The 19867-nt window shown below is 58.7% G+C and carries 14 protein-coding genes; 12 read left to right on the top strand and 2 right to left on the bottom strand.

Going from position 1 to position 19867, the window contains the following annotated elements; genetic code table 11:
• Nucleotides 1-60: 60 nt before the first annotated feature.
• Nucleotides 61-756 carry a DNA mismatch repair endonuclease MutH gene (gene mutH / locus V6942_RS02015; RefSeq protein WP_106925918.1) on the bottom strand — a complete coding sequence of 232 codons (696 nt, stop codon included), beginning with the start codon at nucleotides 754-756 and terminating at the stop codon, nucleotides 61-63.
• A gap of 86 nt (nucleotides 757-842) precedes the next feature.
• Entirely contained in the window at nucleotides 843-986 is a 144-nt protein-coding gene (locus V6942_RS23380) for a hypothetical protein (RefSeq protein ID WP_413774302.1), read from the bottom strand.
• Nucleotides 987-1439: 453 nt separating this feature from the next.
• On the opposite strand from V6942_RS23380, the gene rppH reads away from it, so the two are divergent.
• The 12 genes from rppH to recD all read left to right on the top strand — a co-directional run bounded on the left by rppH (nucleotide 1440) and on the right by recD (nucleotide 19852).
• Nucleotides 1440-1970 carry an RNA pyrophosphohydrolase gene (gene rppH, locus V6942_RS02005; RefSeq protein WP_035893962.1) on the top strand — a complete coding sequence of 177 codons (531 nt, stop codon included), beginning with the start codon at nucleotides 1440-1442 and terminating at the stop codon, nucleotides 1968-1970.
• Between the two features lie 12 nt (nucleotides 1971-1982).
• The gene (gene ptsP / locus V6942_RS02000) at nucleotides 1983-4229 is read left to right on the top strand and encodes a phosphoenolpyruvate--protein phosphotransferase (protein WP_106925922.1); all 2247 of its coding nucleotides are present in this window, start codon (nucleotides 1983-1985) and stop codon (nucleotides 4227-4229) included.
• 268 nt (nucleotides 4230-4497) lie between these two features.
• Nucleotides 4498-5370 carry a prolipoprotein diacylglyceryl transferase gene (gene lgt / locus V6942_RS01995; protein WP_106925924.1) on the top strand — a complete coding sequence of 291 codons (873 nt, stop codon included), beginning with the start codon at nucleotides 4498-4500 and terminating at the stop codon, nucleotides 5368-5370.
• Nucleotides 5371-5376: 6 nt separating this feature from the next.
• Nucleotides 5377-6171, top strand: a complete 795-nt coding sequence (gene thyA / locus V6942_RS01990) for a thymidylate synthase (protein ID WP_106925926.1) — start codon at nucleotides 5377-5379, stop codon at nucleotides 6169-6171.
• A gap of 173 nt (nucleotides 6172-6344) precedes the next feature.
• Nucleotides 6345-6803 carry a prepilin peptidase-dependent protein gene (locus V6942_RS01985; protein WP_106926117.1) on the top strand — a complete coding sequence of 153 codons (459 nt, stop codon included), beginning with the start codon at nucleotides 6345-6347 and terminating at the stop codon, nucleotides 6801-6803.
• Entirely contained in the window at nucleotides 6803-7351 is a 549-nt protein-coding gene (locus V6942_RS01980; protein ID WP_420107828.1) for a prepilin peptidase-dependent protein, read from the top strand. Before V6942_RS01985 ends, V6942_RS01980 begins: the two co-directional genes overlap by 1 nt.
• Complete coding sequence (locus V6942_RS01975) at nucleotides 7348-7749, top strand: DUF2509 family protein (protein ID WP_106925930.1); 402 nt, start codon at nucleotides 7348-7350, stop codon at nucleotides 7747-7749. Before V6942_RS01980 ends, V6942_RS01975 begins: the two co-directional genes overlap by 4 nt.
• Nucleotides 7734-8054, top strand: coding sequence for a prepilin-type N-terminal cleavage/methylation domain-containing protein (locus V6942_RS01970; RefSeq protein ID WP_106925932.1), 321 nt, complete (start codon nucleotides 7734-7736; stop codon nucleotides 8052-8054). The genes V6942_RS01975 and V6942_RS01970 overlap by 16 nt, the downstream gene beginning before the upstream one ends.
• A 12-nt stretch (nucleotides 8055-8066) precedes the next feature.
• A complete protein-coding gene (recC, locus tag V6942_RS01965) occupies nucleotides 8067-11438 on the top strand; it encodes an exodeoxyribonuclease V subunit gamma (RefSeq protein ID WP_333500755.1) in 3372 nt (1123 codons plus the stop codon).
• Nucleotides 11439-11592: 154 nt separating this feature from the next.
• A complete protein-coding gene (ptrA, locus tag V6942_RS01960) occupies nucleotides 11593-14475 on the top strand; it encodes a pitrilysin (RefSeq protein ID WP_182967129.1) in 2883 nt (960 codons plus the stop codon).
• The gene (gene recB / locus V6942_RS01955) at nucleotides 14472-18017 is read left to right on the top strand and encodes an exodeoxyribonuclease V subunit beta (protein WP_333500810.1); all 3546 of its coding nucleotides are present in this window, start codon (nucleotides 14472-14474) and stop codon (nucleotides 18015-18017) included. Before ptrA ends, recB begins: the two co-directional genes overlap by 4 nt.
• Nucleotides 18014-19852 (top strand): exodeoxyribonuclease V subunit alpha, encoded by a 1839-nt coding sequence (gene recD, locus V6942_RS01950; RefSeq protein ID WP_106925940.1) that lies wholly within the window; start codon nucleotides 18014-18016, stop codon nucleotides 19850-19852. Before recB ends, recD begins: the two co-directional genes overlap by 4 nt.
• The last annotated feature ends 15 nt before the right edge of the window (nucleotides 19853-19867 follow it).

Here is a 19867-nt window from a genome sequence, read left to right as displayed (position 1 = left end):
GGCAACTCCGTTGCCAGCAGCATGAGGAGTATAATCCCGCCGCGCGGTAGGACAAAAAGATTAATGCGGTTGCAGCATAAAGTGGCGCGCCAGCAGAGCGGCGGTGAAGTTTTTCTTGAGGTAAAAGCCGCGCGGTAGCGTCATGATTGGCTCGCCGTGGGCGCCGATGGCTTCGGTCAGCGCTTTACTGTTGGCGGCTTTTGGCCGCAGCTGTAGCACTTCGCCGTGGCGCGCGGTAATGCGTTCGACCTGACCCAATACGATGAGGTCCATCAGTTCTTCCCAGTCCATTTGCAGCTGGCGTTCTTCTTCCGAACTGGGCGTCCACAACAGCGGCGCGCCGACGCGGCGCTCCGCCAGCGGGATTGTCCGTTCGCCTTCGACCGGGATCCACAATACTCGTTTGAGCTTGTGACGCACGTGGCTGTTTTCCCAGGTCACGCCGGAGTTGCCGGTCAGCGGTGCAACGCAAACGAAGGTGGTCTCCAGCGGCCGCCCCAGGCGGTCGATGGGGATGGTTTTCAGCTCGACCCCGAGCGCCGCGAAATCCTGCTCCGGTTTGCTGCCCGCGCTGGCGCCAAGCCAGATTTCCAGCAGCACGCCAATCCAGCCTTTATCCCGCTTTAAATCGTTGGGTGCCACGATACCTGCCATTGCCGCCAGCTCACCCAGCGAATAGCCCGCCAGCCGCTGTGCCTGCGCGAGCAGATCGGCCTGGGTTTTCGGTGATTCGCAAAGTGGAGCGAGCGTTGACATGACAATGCGCCTCTTGGTCAAAAAATGAACGACAGTTTTACCGGGGGTGGATAGAGTTTAACTTTTTCTGGGTAAATATAACAACGCTATGATTGTATTGAATTTTTATGAATGCCATGCGCTAAAAAAACGGCGTGAAAAAAGGTTTTCCAATTCTGGTCACTGACAATGAACAGGATCTTACACCATGTTATCCACAGAAAAATGGGATAACTGGGGAAAAGCCCCACTACTGTTTCAATTTACAGCCTTGACGTGCGATGAAAATCGAATTTTCGCACAAAAGATGCCTAACTTGTTGGCACATTCTGTGGATAAAACCAACGTTGCTCGATCTTTCATCAGTTGGGGGATCGCCTATGTGATGATCATCACGTTATGCGCTAATGCATCAAGATGAACTATAATAACATAATGAAAAATATCGTTTTACTGTGCGGTGGTTGCGTGCGATTATTCAGAGTACTCTGGGTTTTCCCTGGGTAATTCCATACTTCTTCACAACTCTATCCACAGAAAAAGTGAATAAAATCGACGGTCAGCCGCGTTCGCTGTTTATAACTCTGATGATTACTGTGAGTTATTCAAATGTTATTCGGTGGTCGTGCTGTAATAGAGTGGTTTACCGTTTCCAGCGAGTGTGAAACAATCATTCACATTGAAGCTTATTTTGAGGTAGTCCGGTGATTGATGACGATGGCTACCGCCCAAATGTTGGTATTGTAATTTGCAATCGTCAGGGCCAGGTTATGTGGGCCCGGCGCTATGGTCAGCACTCCTGGCAATTCCCGCAAGGGGGCATAAACCCCGGTGAGACAGCAGAACAGGCGATGTATCGGGAACTGTTCGAAGAAGTAGGATTAAGCCGTAAGGATGTACGGATCCTCGCTTCGACCCGAAACTGGTTGCGTTACAAGTTGCCTAAACGTTTGGTGCGTTGGGACACAAAGCCGGTTTGTATCGGCCAGAAACAAAAGTGGTTTCTCTTGCAGTTGATCGGCAATGACGCGGATATCAATATGCAAACCAGCAGCACGCCGGAGTTCGACGGCTGGCGCTGGGTGAGTTACTGGTATCCGGTGCGCCAGGTCGTGTCGTTTAAACGCGACGTCTACCGCCGGGTAATGAAAGAGTTCGCCAGCGTTGTGATGGCGCTTGCGGAGAGCGCGCCAAAACCGCAAAGCGCGCCTGCTTATCGACGTAAAAGAGGTTAAGCCACGCATATTATGCTCACGCGCTTACGCGAAATTGTTGAGAAGGTCGCAAGCGCGCCTCGGCTGAACGAGGCGCTGGATATTCTGGTCACCGACGTCTGCCTGGCCATGGAGACCGAGGTCTGTTCCGTCTATCTTGCCGACAACGATCGACGCTGCTTCTACCTGATGGCGACCCGCGGCCTGAAAAAACCGCGCGGTCGTACCATTACGCTCGCCTTCGATGAAGGTATCGTCGGGCTGGTTGGCCGCCTGGCCGAACCTATCAACCTTGCCGATGCGCAAAAACACCCCAGCTATAAATACATCCCCTCAGTCAAAGAAGAACGCTTCCGCGCGTTTCTTGGCGTGCCGATCATTCAGCGCCGCCAACTGCTGGGCGTGCTGGTGGTGCAGCAGCGTGAGCTAAGGCAGTTCGACGAAAGCGAAGAATCCTTCCTGGTGACGCTGGCCACTCAAATGGCGGCCATTCTGTCGCAGTCGCAGCTGACGGCGCTGTTCGGGCAGTATCGACAAACGCGTATTCGCGCGCTGCCCGCGTCGCCGGGCGTGGCGATTGCCGAAGGCTGGATGGATGCCACCCTGCCGCTGATGGAGCAGGTTTATGAAGCCTCATCGCTGGATGTCCAGCTAGAGCGTGAGCGTTTGACCGGCGCGCTGGAAGAGGCGGCCAACGAATTTCGTCGCTACAGCAAGCGCTATGCCGCCGGGGCACAAACCGAGACGGCGGCGATTTTTGACCTTTACTCTCACCTGTTGTCCGACGCCAGCCTGCGCCGCGCGCTGTTTACCGCGGTAGATAAAGGTTCGGTAGCCGAATGGGCGGTCAAAACGGTTGTTGAAAAATTTGCCGAGCAGTTTGCTGCGCTCAGCGACGGCTACCTGAAAGAACGGGCGGGCGATCTGCGCGCGCTGGGGCAGCGTCTGCTGTTCCATCTCGATGACACAACCCAAGGGGCCAACGGCTGGCCGCAGCGTTTTGTGCTGGTCGCGGATGAGCTTTCTGCCACCACGCTGGCGGAAGTGCCGCAGGATCGTTTGGCGGGGGTGGTCGTTCGCGACGGCGCAGCCAACTCCCACGCGGCGATCATGGTGCGTGCGCTGGGGATCCCAACGGTGATGGGCGCCGATATTCAGCCATCGGTACTGCACGGCCGCACGCTGGTGGTAGACGGCTACCGCGGCGAGCTGTTGGTCGATCCTGAACCGATCCTGTTACAGGAATACCAGCGCCTTATCAGCGAAGAGAACGAGCTCAGCCGCCTGGCGGAAGGGGACGTTGAACGCCCGGCGGAGCTGAAAAGCGGCGAACGCGTGAAGGTGATGCTCAACGCCGGCCTGAGCCCGGAACATGAACAAAAGCTGGGCCGTCGCATTGACGGTATTGGCCTGTACCGGACTGAAATTCCCTTTATGCTGCAAAGCGGCTTCCCGTCCGAAGAGGAGCAGGTGGCGCAGTATCAGGGGATGCTGCAAATGTTCAACGACAAGCCGGTGACGCTGCGTACGCTGGACGTTGGCGCAGATAAGCAGCTGCCTTATATGCCGATTAGCGAAGAGAATCCATGCCTGGGCTGGCGCGGGATCCGCATTACGCTCGATCAGCCGGAAATCTTCCTCGTTCAGGTTCGCGCCATGCTGCGCGCCAATGCCGCCACCGGCAACCTGAGTATTCTGTTGCCAATGGTCACCAGTCTTGAAGAGGTGGACGAAGCGCGTCGTCTGATCGACCGCGCCGGTCGCGAAGTGGAAGAGATGATCGGCTACGCGATTCCGAAACCGCGCATTGGTATCATGCTGGAAGTTCCGTCGATGGTCTTTATGCTGCCGCATCTGGCCAGCCGTATCGACTTTATCTCGGTAGGCACTAACGATCTTACCCAGTACGTGCTGGCGGTAGATCGCAACAACACTCGCGTGGCCAGTATCTACGATAGCCTGCATCCGGGCATGATCCGCGTTCTGTCGATGATCGTGCAGGAAGCCGAACGCTACGGTATCGATTTACGTCTGTGCGGCGAAATGGCCGGCGATCCGATGTGCGTGACTATCCTGATTGGCCTGGGTTTCCGCCACCTGTCGATGAACGGCCGCTCGGTACCGCGCGTGAAGTATCTGCTGCGCAATATCGAACTCGAAGATGCCCAGACTCTGGCCCAGCGCAGCCTCGAAGCGCAGATGGCGACTGAAGTGCGTCATCAGGTGGCGGCCTTTATGGAACGTCGTGGCCTTGGCGGCCTGATTCGCGGCGGTCTCTGATTGCCTTTGTCGGCCTGATAAGCGCAGCGCCATCAGGCTCCTGCGTCCTTTGCCGGATGGCGGCGTTGCTCTATCCGGCCTACATGCAGCACCATTGCGTAACCTGGTCGAGCGAAGCTGCTTGCTTATACATATCTTTTACATCTTCGGCGCATCACCTCTCATCCGCCTTATGCTATCATTCGCACCTTTGGAGCGCCTGAAGCCTACGGCGCGCATCTCTACCGCTGTCCACTTTCGGCGGAATAACAAGCATTTGTGGTGACAGATGAATAGTGGTTATCTGCGTTTCCCGGACTTCGATCCGGTAATTTTCTCCATCGGACCGGTCTCCCTGCATTGGTATGGCATGATGTACCTGGTGGGCTTTATCTTCGCGATGTGGCTGGCGACGCGTCGCGCGAATCGCCCGAACAGCGGCTGGACAAAAAACGAAGTTGAAAACCTGCTGTATGCGGGCTTCCTCGGGGTGTTCCTCGGCGGGCGCATCGGCTACGTGATGTTCTACAACTTCGATTCCTTCCTGCAGGACCCGCTGTATCTGTTCCGCGTCTGGGACGGCGGTATGTCCTTCCACGGTGGCCTGATTGGCGTGATCGTGGTGATGATTATCTTCGCCCGCCGCACCAAGCGTACCTTCTTCCAGGTTTCCGACTTCATTGCGCCGCTGATTCCATTTGGCCTGGGCTGCGGTCGTCTGGGTAACTTTATCAACGGCGAGCTGTGGGGCCGCGTGGACCCAAGCTTCCACTACACCATGCTGTTCCCTGGCTCCCGTGCGGAAGACCTGGCGCTGCTGCCGTCGCACCCGGAATGGCAAACGCTGTTTGATACCTACGGCTCGCTGCCGCGTCACGCGTCACAGCTGTACGAGATGGCGCTGGAAGGCGTGGTGCTGTTCCTGATCCTGAACTTCTTTATCCGTAAACCGCGTCCGGCGGGCTCGGTCTCAGGCCTGTTCCTGATTGGCTACGGTCTGTTCCGTATCATCTGCGAACTCTTCCGCCAGCCGGATGCGCAGTTCACCGGCGAGTGGGTGCAGTACATCAGCATGGGGCAGATTCTTTCGATTCCGATGGTGCTTGCGGGTATCATTATGATGGTCTGGGCGTTTCGCCGTCCGCAGCAACAGATCTCCTGAGGAAGCATGAAACAGTATCTTGAACTGATGCAGAAGGTGCTCGATGAGGGCACCCCGAAAAATGACCGCACCGGCACCGGTACCGTCTCCATTTTTGGCCACCAGATGCGCTTTAACCTGCAAGAAGGTTTCCCGCTGGTGACGACCAAACGTTGCCACCTGCGCTCGATTATCCACGAGCTGCTGTGGTTCCTGCAGGGCGACACCAACGTGGCCTATCTGCATGAAAACAACGTCAGCATCTGGGACGAATGGGCCGATGAGAACGGCGATCTTGGCCCGGTCTACGGTAAACAGTGGCGCGCCTGGCCGACGCCGGACGGCCGTCATATCGACCAGATCACCACCGTGATGAACCAACTGAAAAACGACCCGGACTCGCGCCGTATCATCGTTTCGGCCTGGAACGTCGGCGAGCTGGACAAAATGGCGCTGGCGCCATGCCACGCGTTCTTCCAGTTCTACGTGGCGGACGGCAAGCTCTCCTGCCAGCTGTACCAGCGCTCCTGCGACGTGTTCCTCGGCCTGCCGTTCAACATCGCCAGCTACGCGCTGCTGGTGCATATGATGGCGCAGCAGTGCGACCTGGAAGTGGGTGATTTCGTCTGGACCGGTGGTGACACTCACCTGTACAACAATCACATGGAACAGACTGCGCTGCAGCTCACTCGCGAACCGCGCGCGTTGCCGAAGCTGGTGATTAAACGCAAACCGGCCTCGATTTTCGACTATCGCTTTGAAGACTTTGAAATCGAAGGTTACGACCCGCATCCGGGTATCAAAGCGCCGGTTGCCATCTAAGCTTCCGGGCATGACAAACGGCGCTGATTTCAGCGCCGTTTTTTTTATTCTTTGAATGATGCTTCCGATTTTTTTGTCGCGGGTTGCAACGCCCTCATATTTCCCTCATCGCGCCCAGCAAAAATGCGCGACCGCCTCTCGTCATCCCCTTGGCGCCGCCGCACACTGTCGGCATGAACAGAGAACGAGGCTACACCCTTATCGAAACCTTAGCCGCCGTGGCGCTGGTGCTGATCCTCAGCGCTACCGGCCTGTACGGCTGGCGCAGCTGGCAGCAGGAGCAACGGCTATGGCAAACGGCGTCTGCGCTACGGGACTATCTGATTTACCTGCGTAACGATGCCAACTGGCACAACCGCGATCGTCGGCTACGGGTAAACCGTACCGCTCAGCGCTGGTGTCTTACGGCAGATGACGCGGTGCTGGAAGGCTGCCCGGCGGGGAATCCTGCGGTATTTCAGCCCGAGTGGGAAGAAGTCTCGCTCAGCAAAATGACGCCAAATCTGGCCTTCTTTGGCCTGCGCAATACCGCATGGGCCGGTAGCCTTGCGATAGCCAGCGAGGCGGGACGCTGGACCGTGGTTGTTTCAAACTGGGGGCGAATACGTCTGTGTGAAGAGGGGGCATGCTGATGCGAGGGTTCTCACTGCTGGAAGTGCTGGTTGCGATGGCAATCACCAGCATACTGCTGTTGGGCGCATCACGCTTTTTGCCTGCCCTGCAGCGCGGCGTGCTGGCGCAAATACAGCAGCAAACGCTGGAGGAGGAGGTCTGGCAGCGGCTGTTTACCCTCGCGAAGCATTTACAGCGAGCGGGGTACTGCGGCGGCGAGCGCTGCGGTGATGATGCGCTGTACATTGCGCGTCAGGGGCAGTGCGTGATTATTCGCTGGGATGGCGACAGCAACGGTGCCTGGCAAACCGCGCCCGCCGATGAGGCTGACAGCATTGGTTTTCGCTTACAGACCGGCGTGCTGGAAACGCGGCGCGGTGCGACCGCCTGTGAAGGGGGCGGATGGGATAAAATGACGGACCCCGCGACCCTCACGGTTACCGACTTTCAGGTCACGCGTAGCGCGCGGGTTAGCTTAATGCCACAGCTTGCTATCGTCCTTTCCGCTCGCGATACGCGCGGCAATACGGTGAGCGCGCAGTACAGCGTGACGGGATACAACCTGTGAACCGCGAGCGCGGCGCCTCTGCGCTTGCCATGGTACTGATGCTATTGGTACTGGGTAGCCTGATGCTACAAGGGCTGAATCAGGCGCAGCGCCGCCAGCTGGCGACGGTCACCGACGAAAGCAGGGCATTGCAGCGCACGTCACAGGTGCATTCCGCGTTGCAGTGGGGAATAGGCCAACCCTGGCGGGTGGAGGCGGGCATCCAGTGCCTGTCGCTGGGCGAAAGCCGCGTCTGCGCGCGTCTGCAGAACGACGGCAGGCTGTTGCTGATTGCGCAAAATGGCGATCTTCAGCTGTGGCAATCCGGGCGCTGGGCCGCAAGCGGCCTGCAATTTTCGACCCACGGCTGGAGTGATTTTTGCCCGTTAAAAGAGGCGGTGCTATGTCAGATACCCTGAGAACACGCGGTTTTAGCCTGCCGGAGGTCATACTGGCGATGGCGTTGATGGTGCTGGTCGTCACGGCCCTTGGCGGTTATTACCGGGCGTTGGCTACCGCTAGCGCTCAGCTTAGCCAGTATCGCCAGCTGTGGCGCTATGCCTGGGAGCAGACGCAGCCGCAGCCTACGGTGCTGCCGGAAGGCTGGCGCAGCCAGCGGGTACAGACAACGTCACAACGTTGTGTCAGCATCAGTGCTACTATTACCACCCCCATGGGCAGGCAGGGACGCATGACGCGTCTGCATTGCCCGGTCAGTCAGTAGTCAGGAGCGAATATGTTAAGGGTCTACCACTCCAACCGTCTGGACGTGCTGGAAGCGCTAATGGAATTTATCGTTGAGCAGGACCGGCTGGCTGACCCCTTCGAGCCTGAAATGATCCTCGTGCAGAGCACCGGTATGGCGCAGTGGCTCCAGATGACGCTTTCTCAGCGATTTGGCATTGCCGCCAACATCGATTTCCCGCTGCCCGCGAGCTTTATCTGGGACATGTTTACCCGCGTGTTGCCCGATATTCCAGGCGAAAGCGCCTTTAACAAACAGAGCATGAGCTGGAAGCTGATGACGCTGTTGCCGGGCATGCTGGATGAGGAAGCCTTTATGCCGCTGCGCCACTATCTGACCGACGACGCGGATAAACGCAAGCTGTTCCAGCTGGCTTCCCGCGTGGCGGACCTTTACGACCAGTATCTGGTGTATCGACCGCAGTGGCTGACCCAATGGGAGGCTGGTGAATTCGTTGACGGCGTCGGCGAGGCGCAGCAGTGGCAGGCTCCGCTGTGGAAAGCATTGGTTGAACATACTGCTGCGCTGGGGCAGCCGCAGTGGCATCGAGCCAATCTCTATCAGCGCTTTATTGACACGCTGGAAAACAGTGCTGAAGCACCTGCCGGGCTGCCGTCACGGGTGTTTATCTGTGGTATCTCCGCGCTGCCGCCGGTGTACCTGCATGCGCTACAGGCGTTGGGCAAACATGTTGATATCTACGTTCTGTTTACCAACCCGTGCCGTTACTACTGGGGCGATATTAAAGACCCCGCGTTTCTTGCCCGCCTGATGGCGCGCCAGCGTCGGCATTACCGCGAACAGCGCGAGCTGCCGTTGTTCCAGGATGCCAGCCGCGCACCGGGGCTGTTTAACGATGACGGGGAACAGGACGTCGGCAACCCGATGCTGGCCTCCTGGGGCAAGCTGGGGCGCGACTATATTTATCTGCTGGCGGGGCTGGAGCGTTATCAGGAGCTGGACGCCTTCGTTGACATTGAGCCGGATAACCTGCTGCACAACCTTCAGTACGATGTGCTGGAACTCAAAAATAGCGCCGTAGCCGGGCGCACCGCCGAAGAGTTTGCGTGGAGTGGTCACAAGCGCGCGCTGGCCCATGATGACCGCAGCCTGACCGTCCACGTCTGCCACAGCCCGCAGCGCGAAGTGGAAGTGCTGCATGACCGTCTGCTGGCAATGCTTGAGGCCGACCCGACGCTGACGCCGCGCGACATTATCGTGATGGTGGCAGACATCGACAGCTACAGCCCGTTTATTCAGGCGGTGTTCGGCAGCGCAACCGGTGAACGCTTTCTGCCGTACGCTATTTCCGACCGCCGCGCCCGTCAGGCGCATCCGGCGATGCAGGCGTTTATTACGCTGCTCTCCTTACCGGACAGCCGCTTTACCAGCGAAGACGTGCTGGCGCTGCTCGACGTGCCGGTGCTGGCGGCGCGTTTTAATATTGATGAAGCGGGGCTACAGCATCTGCGCCAATGGGTGAGTGAATCCGGCGTGCGCTGGGGGATGGACGACGACAACGTACGTGAGCTGGATCTGCCGGCAACCGGGCAGCACACGTGGCGATTTGGTCTGACGCGCATGCTGCTGGGCTATGCCATGGAGAGCAGCCAGGGGGAGTGGCAGGAGGTGCTGCCGTACGATGAATCCAGCGGGCTGATTGCCGAGCTGGTGGGGCATCTGGCCTCGCTGTTGATGCAACTGAACCGCTGGCGTCAGGTGCTGACGCAGGCGCGTTCGCTGGAGGAATGGCTGCCGGTATGCCGCGACATGCTTAATGATTTCTTCCTGCCGGACCAGGATACCGAAGCGGCGCTGACCCTGATTGAACAGCAGTGGCAGGCGATTATTGCCCAAGGCGTGCAGTCACAGTATGCGGGCGATGTGCCGCTGACGCTGCTGCGAGACGAACTGGCGCAGCGCCTCGATCAGGAACGTATCAGCCAGCGATTCCTGGCGGGCCCTATTAATATTTGTACCCTTATGCCGATGCGCTCCATCCCGTTCAAGGTGGTGTGTCTGCTGGGGATGAATGACGGTATCTATCCACGCGCGCTGGCTCCTTTGGGCTTTGATCTCATGAGTCAGAAACCGGTTCGTGGTGACCGTAGCCGCCGCGATGATGACCGATATCTGTTCCTTGAAGCGATGATGTCGGCGGAAAAAGCGCTCTATATCAGCTATATCGGCCGTTCTATTCAGGATAACAGCGAGCGCTATCCGTCGGTGCTGGTGCAGGAGCTGCTGGACTACGTCGGCCAGAGCCACTGTCTGGAAGGTGACGAGGCGCTCAACTGCGACGAAAGCGAGCGGCGGGTGAAGCAGCATATTATGCACCTGCATAGCCGAATGCCGTTTGATGCCGAAAACTACCAGGCTAACGAGCGGCAAAGCTATGCCCGTGAGTGGCTGGCGGCAGCTGGCCGACAGGGAGAAGCCCACGGTGAATTTATCCAGCCGCTGGAGCCTCTCGCACTGACCACGTTGCCGCTGGAGCAGCTCCAGCGCTTCTGGAAGCACCCCGTTCGCGCCTTCTTCCAACTGCGTCTGCAGGTTAATTTCCGCAGCGAGGAGAACGATATCCCGGATACCGAGCCGTTCACGCTGGAAGGGTTGACGCGCTACCAGCTTAACCAGCAACTGCTCAATACCCTGATTGAAGAGCAGGAGGCAGAACCGATGTATCGCCGCTATCGCGCAGCGGGCGAGCTCCCCTACGGGCCGTTCGGTGAAATTGCCTGGGAAGCTCAGCGCCAGGAGATGGCCGCACTGGCTGCGCGGGTTATTGAATATCGCCGGGTCGGAAAAAGCATGGAAATAGACCTTGATTGCGACGGGGTTAACATAACGGGATGGTTACCACAGGTTCAGGAGAATGGATTGTTGCGTTGGCGGCCATCTTTGCTTAGCGTGGCACAAGGAATGCAACTTTGGCTGGAACACCTTGTCTACTGTGTTAGCGGCGGCAACGGTGAAAGCCGGCTGCTGCTGCGTAAAGAAGGTGAATGGTGCTTCCCACCGTTGGCGATTGATGAGGCGAAAACCTATCTCTCGCAGCTGGTGGAAGGTTATCGACAGGGAATGTGCCAGCCGCTGCTGTTCTTACCCGAAAGCGGCGGGGCATGGATAAAAGCCTGTTACGATGCCGAAAAAGGTGCCATCTTAAGGGACGAGGACACGCAGCAAAAAGCGCGCAGCAAGTTTATGCAGGCGTATGAAGGCAATATGGTGGTGAGCGGCGAAGGGGCCGATGTCTGGTATCAACGCCTGTGGCGTACCCTGGAACCCGCGCAGTATGAGGCAATAGTTGAACAGACGACGCCGTATCTGCTGCCGCTGTTTCGGTTTCATCAATCGCAGTGATTGTATAAAAATTGCGCAAGCGGAGTTGTTCATTTAGTATGCATAACGCGTCACGGACCGATGAGTGGCAGCCAGCCAAAGCCAGCGCCCAGGCCAGGAACTGCCCGCATAAGCATTAAGATTCAGCTGTATTTGTTAATGGTGAGGTCCGTGAATGCCCCGCAGTATCTGGTTGAGTATCGTTGTTTTTGTTACCGCCCTTTGGGCGACCGTAGGTCAGGCAGACACCGGATGGCAGCCGATTCAGGAAACCATCCGCAAAAGTGATAAAGACACCCGTCAGTATCAGGCGATTACGCTGGATAACCACATGGTGGTGCTGCTGGTGTCCGATCCTCAGGCGGTAAAATCGCTCTCGGCGCTGGTGGTGCCGGTCGGTTCGCTGGAAGATCCTGACGCACACCCCGGCCTCGCGCATTTCCTTGAACATATGACGTTGATGGGCTCAAAGCATTACCCGCAGCCCGATAGCCTCTCGGAATTTCTCAAGCTGCACGGTGGCAGCCATAATGCCAGCACCGCGCCGTACCGGACGGCGTTCTATCTTGAAGTGGAAAATGATGCACTCCAGGGAGCCGTTGACCGCCTGGCGGACGCCATAGCCTCGCCGCTACTGGAGAAAAAATACGCCGATCGAGAACGCAATGCGGTGAATGCCGAGTTGACCATGGCGCGTACCCGAGACGGGATGCGCATGGCGCAAGTCAGCGCAGAAACCATTAACCCGGCGCATCCGGGGGCGCGTTTCTCCGGCGGCAACCTTGAAACGCTGAGCGATAAGCCCGGCAGCCCGGTTTACGAATCGCTGCTGGCATTCCGCGACAAATACTATTCTGCCAATCTGATGAAGGCGGTTATCTACAGCAACAAACCGCTGCCGGAGCTGGCGCAGATCGCCGCGCAGACCTATGGCCGCGTCCCTGATAAAGCGATTGAGCGTCCGGAAATTACCGTCCCGGTCGTCACCGATGCGCAGAAAGGGATTGTTATCCACTACGTGCCGGCGCTGCCGCGAAAAGTGCTGCGCGTTGAGTTTCGTATTGATAACAACTCTGCGCAGTTCCGTAGCAAAACCGACGAACTGATCACCTATCTTATCGGCAACCGCACGCCGGGCACGCTATCCGACTGGCTGCAAAAACAGGGGCTGGTGGAAGGGATCCGCGCCGACTCTGACCCGGTAGTGAACGGCAACAGCGGCGTACTGGCAATTTCCGCCACCTTAACCGACAAAGGCCTTGCCCACCGCGATGAAGTCGTAGCGGCTATCTTTAGCTACCTTGAGATGCTGCGCCAGAAAGGCGTGGATAAACGCTATTTCGACGAGCTGGCGCACGTGCTGGACCTCGACTTCCGCTACCCGTCAATCAACCGCGACATGGACTATGTCGAATGGCTGGCGGATACCATGATCCGCGTGCCGGTGCAGCACACGCTGGATGCGGTCAATATTGCCGATCGCTACGACGCACAGGCAATCAAAGATCGTCTGGCGATGATGACGCCGCAGAATGCGCGAGTCTGGTACATCAGCCAGAAAGAGCCGCATAACAAGGTGGCCTACTTTGTTGATGCGCCTTATCAGGTGGATAAAATTACGCCGGAGACGTTTGCCAGATGGCAGAAGGCGGGCGAGGGCATTACCCTCAATTTACCGCAGCTGAACCCGTATATTCCGGATGATTTCGCGCTGATTAAAAACGAAAAGACCGCTACGCACCCAACGCTTATTGTCGATGAGCCCAACCTGCGCCTGGTCTATATGCCGAGCCGCTATTTTGCCAGCGAGCCGAAGGCTGATATCACCATGATCCTGCGTAACCCGCAGGCGATGGACAGCGCGAAAAATCAGGTGATGTTTGCCCTGAACGACTACCTGGCGGGCATTGCGCTTGACCAGTTAAGCAACCAGGCGGCGGTGGGCGGCATCAGCTTCTCTACCGGTGCGAATAATGGCCTGATGCTGAATGCCAATGGTTACACCCAGCGCTTGCCGCAGCTTTTCGAAGCGCTGTTGCAGGGCTACTTCAGCTATGCAGCAACAGAAGAGCAGCTTGAGCAGGCGAAGTCCTGGTATAAGCAGATGCTCGACTCTGCTGACAAAGGCAAAGCCTATGAACAGGCGATTATGCCGGTACAGATGATTTCACAGGTGCCGTACTTCCAGCGTGAAGAGCGTAAAGCGCTGCTACCGTCGATTACGCTGCAGGATATTGTGGCCTACCGCGATCGCCTGAAAACCGGCGGCCGGCCGGAGTTTATGGTGATTGGCAACCTCAGCGCCGAGCAGTCGACGACGCTGGCGCGTGCGGTCCAGTCTCAGCTTGGTGCTAACGGCAGCGAGTGGTGCCGCAACAAAGACGTACTGGTTGATAAAAAGCAGAACGTTATCATCGAGAAAGCGGGTAATAGCACCGACTCCGCGCTGGCGGCGGTGTTTGTACCGCCTAACGTCGACGAGTTCTCCAGCTCGGCTGCCAGCGCGATGCTGGCGCAGATTGTTCAGCCCTGGTTCTATAACCAGCTGCGCACTGAAGAGCAGCTTGGCTACGCCGTCTTTGCTTTCTCAATGAACATAGGTCGCCAGTGGGGCATGGGCTTCCTGCTGCAAAGCAACGAGAAGCAGCCTGCGTTTTTATGGCAGCGCTTTAAGGCTTTCTTCCCGACCGCTGAGCAAAAGCTGCGGGTGATGAAGCCGGAAGAGTTCGCGCAAATTCAGCAGGCAGTGATTGCCGACATGCTTCAGGCACCGCAAACGCTGGGCGATGAAGCCTCGCAACTGAGCAAAGATTTCGATCGCGGTAATATGGCCTTTGATTCACGTGCTAAAGTAGTGGCCCAGATTAAACGGTTAACGCCGCAAAAGCTGGCCGATTTCTTCCACCAGACGGTCGTTGCGCCGCAGGGCATGACGGTACTTTCGCAGGTTTCCGGTAGCCAGAACGGCAAAGCGGACTATGCGCGTCCTAAGGGCTGGAAGGCATGGGAAAGCATCAGCGCGTTGCAGCAAACTTTACCGATACGAGAGAACGAATGACCGAAACCGCCGAGTCCCTTGATCCCCTGCGTTTGCCCCTCTACGGTGAGCGCCTGATTGAAGCCTCAGCGGGCACTGGAAAAACCTTCACCATCGCCGCACTCTATCTGCGGCTGCTGCTGGGGCTGGGCGGAGAAGCCGCCTTTCCCCGGCAGGTTAACGTCGAAGAGCTGCTGGTCGTCACCTTTACCGAAGCGGCAACCGAAGAACTGCGTGGGCGCATTCGCAGCAATATTCACGAGCTGCGCGTCGCCTGCCTGCGCAACGCCACCGATAACCCGCTCTACGCCAGCCTGCTGGCGGAAATCGATGACCGCCAGCAGGCGGCCAACGTGCTGCTGCTGGCCGAGCGGCAGATGGACGACGCAGCGGTGTTTACCATCCACGGTTTCTGCCAGCGAATGCTCAGTCTCAACGCGTTTGAATCCGGCATGCTGTTCGAGCAGCAGCTGATTGAGGATGAATCCCAGCTACGCTATCAGGCCTGCGCCGACTTCTGGCGACGTCATTGCTACCCGCTGAACCGCGATATTGCACAGGTGATTGTCGAGTCGTGGAAAGGGCCGCAGGATCTGCTGAAATCGATTGACCGCTACCTGCAAGGGGAAGCGCCGCAGCTGAAGATGCCGCTGAGTACGACAGAAACGCTGGCATCACGGCATCAGCAGATCCTCGAGCACATCAACGCTATCAAACAGCAGTGGCTGGCGGCGGTAGGTGAGCTGGAGCCGCTGCTGGAAGGTTCGGATCTCGATCGCCGCAAGTTCAACCGTGGCAACCAGGGAAAGTGGATCGATAAGATCAGCAACTGGGCGCAGGAAGAGAGCAAAACCTACCAATTGCCCGACGCGCTGGAAAAATTCAGCCAGTCGTTCCTCGCCGAGCGCACCAAAGCCGGCGGCAAGGTTCCCGTTCACCCCCTGTTCAGTGCTATTGAGCGCCTGCTTGAGTCGCCGCTGACGCTGAACGATTTGGTCATCGCCCAGGCGATGAAAGAGATTCGTGAAGCGGTCGCTCGTGAGAAACGCCGCCGCGGTGAACTGGGCTTTGACGACATGCTAAGCCGTCTGGATGAAGCGCTGGAGAGTGAAAGCGGCGAGGCGCTGGCTGCCGCTATCCGTCAGCGTTTCCCGGTAGCAATGATCGATGAATTCCAGGATACCGACCCGCAGCAGTACCGTATTTTTCGCCGTATCTGGCGTCAGCAGCCGGACACCGCGCTGCTGCTGATCGGTGACCCGAAGCAGGCGATTTACGCCTTCCGCGGCGCGGATATCTTTACCTACATGCGGGCACGCAGCGACGTGGCCGCCCATTACACGCTCGACACCAACTGGCGTTCCGCGCCGGGCATGGTGGCGAGCGTCAACCGCCTGTTCGGGCTGGTTGATAACCCCTTCATGTTCCGTGATATTCCGTTTCAGCCGGTGAAGTCGGCGGCGAAAAATGCCTCGCTGCGCTTTGAGTTTGACGGCGAAAATCAGCCGGCCATGAACCTATGGCTGATGCCCGGCGAAGGCGTTAGCGCGGGGGACTACCAGAACTTTATGGCTCAGCAGTGCGCGGCGCAGATTCGCGACTGGCTGGACGGTGGCCAGCGCGGCACGGCCCTGCTGTGGCGCGGTGACAGCGCCCGCCCGGTGCAGGCTTCGGATATTACGGTGCTGGTGCGTAACCGCCAGGAGGCATCGCTGATTCGCGATGCGCTCAACGCGCTGGCGATCCCGTCGGTCTATCTCTCCAACCGCGACAGCGTGTTTGAAACCCCGGAAGCCCAGGAGCTGCTGTGGGTGCTGCAGGCGGTGCTGACGCCGGAGCGTGAAAATACGCTGCGCAGCGCGCTGGCGACGGCAATGTTTGGCCTCAACGCGCGGGATATCGAACGGTTAAATCAGGATGAACAGGCCTGGGATGCGCTGGTTGAAGAGTTCAGCGATTACCGGCTTATCTGGCAGCGGCGCGGCGTGATGCCGATGATTCGCGCGTTGATGAGCGCGCGTTCGCTGGCGGAAAATCTGCTGGCGACCCACGGCGGTGAGCGGCGCTTAACGGATATTCTGCACCTGAGTGAATTACTGCAGGAGGCGGCGAGTGCACTGGAGAGCGAGCACGCGCTGGTGCGCTGGCTGAACCAGCAGATTGCGGAACCGGATACCAATGCGTCCAGTCAGCAGATGCGTCTGGAGAGCGACAAGCACCTGGTGCAGATAGTCACTATCCACAAATCGAAAGGGCTGGAATATCCCCTGGTGTGGCTGCCGTTTATCGCTCGCTTCCGTAAAGAGAAGCAGGCGTTTTATCACGACCGGGAATCGTTCGCGGCGGTGCTGGATCTCAACGAAAGCGATGAAAGCCTTGAACTGGCGGAGGCCGAGCGTCTGGCTGAAGATCTGCGTTTGCTGTACGTCGCCTTAACCCGAGCGGTCTGGCACTGCAGCCTGGGGCTCGCGCCGCTGACCGCGCGACGCAGCGATAAACCCACGGATTCCGAATTACACCACAGCGCGCCGGGAAGGCTGATGCAGAAAGGTGAAGTGCGGGATGCCGCTGGCCTGGAGGCGTGTCTGCGCGCGCTGTGCGATGAACATATTGCGCTGACGCTCGCGACGCCGCCGAACGGCGAGCGCTGGCAGGCGACACAAGCACCTGCACCTGAACTGGCGGCGCGGCAGGTGCTGCGTCGCGTCGTGGACGACTGGCGGGTGACCAGCTATTCCGGCCTTCAGCAGCGTGGTCACAGCGTGGCGCAGGATCTGCTGCCGAGGCTGGATATTGATGCTGCGGGCACGGCAGAAACGCCGCCGGAGCAGCTGCTGACGCCGCATAATTTCCCGCGGGGTGCATCGCCGGGCACCTTCCTGCACAGTCTGTTTGAAGACCTCGACTTCACTCAGCCCATTTCAGCGGAATGGATGGCGGAAAAACTGCAAAGCAACGGTTTTGGCGAAGAGTGGGAGCCGGTACTGACGGCGTGGATTTCTCAGGTGCTGGCCGCTCCGCTGGCGGATACGGGCATTGCGCTCAATCAATTGAGTGCAAAGCAAAAACAGGTTGAAATGGAGTTCTATCTGCCGATAAGCCGCCCGCTTGATCCGCTGGCGCTGGATGCCTTAACCCGCCGCTATGATCCTCTCTCGGCAGGCTGCCCAACGCTGGACTTCCGCCAGGTACGCGGCATGCTGAAAGGCTTTATCGACCTGGTTTTCCGCCACGACGGGCGCTATTACCTGCTGGACTACAAATCCAACTGGCTCGGGGAAAGCGGCGAAGCCTACACCCAGCAGGCGATGGCGGAGGCCATGCAATCGCATCGCTACGATTTGCAGTATCAGCTCTATAGCCTGGCGCTGCACCGCTATCTGCGCCACCGCCTTGCCGACTATGACTATGAACGCCACTTTGGCGGCGTTATTTACCTGTTCCTGCGCGGCGTTAACGGCGACGCGGGGCAGCAGGGGATTTTTACCACCCGACCTGACCCGGTGCTGATCGCAGCAATGGATGCGCTGTTCGCCGGAGAAGGCGAGGAGATGGACGCATGACGCTGGAACAACGTTTGCTGGAAGCCGTGGAACTACGGCTGCTTCGCCCGCTGGACGTACAGTTTGCGCTGATGGTCGCACAAGATGAACACCCGGCGGTGATGCTGGCGGCGGCGATGCTCAGCCGTGATACCGGCGAAGGGCATGTTTGCCTGCCGCTGTCGCACCTGACGCCTGTCGCGCAGCCGAAAGGCCGCGTGCGCGAACTCTGGCAACGGCTGTTTGCCGAAGCCGATGCGCCGGACGATTGGGCCACGCTGCTGCTGGCCTCGGCGGCGGTGAGCGCTGGCGAACGCCCGTCGCCGCTGATCCTCAGCCGCGATCGCCTGTACCTTAACCGCATGTGGCGTAATGAGCTGACGGTCGCGCGCTTCTTCAACGATACCCAACTGCCGTTCGCAGTGGACGACGCGCAGCTTAACGCAACGCTGAACGCGCTATTTCCCGCGAGCGAAAGCGTCGACTGGCAAAAAGTTGCTGCCGCCGTGGCGCTGACGCGGCGTATTTCGGTGATTTCCGGCGGGCCGGGCACCGGTAAAACCACGACGGTAGCCAAATTGCTGGCGGCGCTGGTGCAGATGGCTGGGGGCGAAAAATGCCGTATCCGCTTAGCGGCGCCAACCGGTAAAGCGGCGGCAAGATTAACCGAGTCCCTTGGCGCGGCGCTGCGCAAGCTCGCCCTGAATGAGGCGCAAAAGGCGATGCTACCGACGGAAGCCAGTACGCTGCACCGTCTGCTGGGCGCGCAGCCCGGCAGCCAGAAGATGCGCTATCACGCGGGTAACCCGCTGCACCTTGACGTGCTGGTTGTCGACGAAGCGTCGATGATTGACCTGCCGATGATGGCGCGGCTGATTGACGCGCTGCCGTCGCATGGGCGGGTGATTTTCCTCGGCGACCGCGACCAGCTGGCATCGGTTGAGGCGGGGGCCGTGCTGGGCGATATCTGTAGCTGGGTCAGCGCGGGGTATACCGCCGAACGAGCGGCACAGCTGAGCCGTCTGGTGGGGGCAACGGTCCCGGCGGGCGACGGCCCGGTCGCCGGCGCACTGCGTGACAGTCTGTGCCTGCTGCGAACCAGCTACCGTTTTGGCAGTGATTCAGGTATCGGGCAACTGGCCGGCGCGGTGAACCGAGGCGACAAGAACGCCGTCGGTGAAGTCTTCGCCCGTGGTTTTCACGATATCGAACTGAAACCGCTGCGCTCGACGGATGATTATGCCGCGATGCTCGATGATGCACGCGCCGGCTACGGTCACTATTTACAGCGACTGCGCGAGCAGGCCGACCCGGCAGAAGTGCTGGCGGCCTTTGGTGAGTACCAGCTGCTGTGCGCGCTACGCGAAGGGCCGTGGGGCGTGGGCGGGCTAAACGCCCAGTTTGAGCAACTGCTGGCCCGTCATCGTCAGATCGTGCCGCAGCGCCATTCGCGCTGGTATGAAGGCCGCCCGGTCATGATCAGCCGTAACGACAGCGCTCTGGGGTTGTTCAACGGTGATATAGGTATCGCACTGGACCGCGGGCAGGGGATGCGCGTCTGGTTCCCGATGCCGGATGGCACGATTAAGTCGGTACAGCCAAGCCGCCTGCCGGAGCACGACACCGCGTGGGCGATGACGGTGCATAAATCTCAGGGGTCTGAATTCACGCACGCGGCGCTGGTTCTGCCGACACAGCTGGTTCCGGTGGTGAGCCGCGAACTGGTGTATACCGCCATTACCCGCGCAAAATCGCGGCTGTCGATGTATGCCGATGAAAACCTGCTGGCGCAGGCGATTGCCACGCGTACGGAACGGCGTAGCGGCCTGTCGGCGATTTTTGCAGAGATGGAATAGAGTGGTGAAGAGGGG

Source organism: Kluyvera genomosp. 2, assembly GCF_036759865.1.
Classification (GTDB): Bacteria; Pseudomonadota; Gammaproteobacteria; order Enterobacterales; family Enterobacteriaceae; genus Kluyvera; species Kluyvera ascorbata_B.
Note: the sequence above shows the minus strand (reverse complement) of the source record. Positions and strands in the feature narration are given on the sequence as shown.

Bases quoted from the DNA above. Each gene is read 5' to 3' on its own strand.
- mutH (WP_106925918.1), bottom strand. From the start codon at position 756: ATGTCAACGCTCGCTCCACTTTGCGAATCACCGAAAACCCAGGCCGAT.
- ptsP (WP_106925922.1), top strand. From the start codon at position 1,983: ATGCTCACGCGCTTACGCGAAATTGTTGAGAAGGTCGCAAGCGCGCCT.
- lgt (WP_106925924.1), top strand. From the start codon at position 4,498: ATGAATAGTGGTTATCTGCGTTTCCCGGACTTCGATCCGGTAATTTTC.
- thyA (WP_106925926.1), top strand. From the start codon at position 5,377: ATGAAACAGTATCTTGAACTGATGCAGAAGGTGCTCGATGAGGGCACC.
- V6942_RS01985 (WP_106926117.1), top strand. From the start codon at position 6,345: ATGAACAGAGAACGAGGCTACACCCTTATCGAAACCTTAGCCGCCGTG.
- V6942_RS01980 (WP_420107828.1), top strand. From the start codon at position 6,803: ATGCGAGGGTTCTCACTGCTGGAAGTGCTGGTTGCGATGGCAATCACC.
- V6942_RS01970 (WP_106925932.1), top strand. From the start codon at position 7,734: ATGTCAGATACCCTGAGAACACGCGGTTTTAGCCTGCCGGAGGTCATA.
- recC (WP_333500755.1), top strand. From the start codon at position 8,067: ATGTTAAGGGTCTACCACTCCAACCGTCTGGACGTGCTGGAAGCGCTA.
- ptrA (WP_182967129.1), top strand. From the start codon at position 11,593: ATGCCCCGCAGTATCTGGTTGAGTATCGTTGTTTTTGTTACCGCCCTT.
- recB (WP_333500810.1), top strand. From the start codon at position 14,472: ATGACCGAAACCGCCGAGTCCCTTGATCCCCTGCGTTTGCCCCTCTAC.
- recD (WP_106925940.1), top strand. From the start codon at position 18,014: ATGACGCTGGAACAACGTTTGCTGGAAGCCGTGGAACTACGGCTGCTT.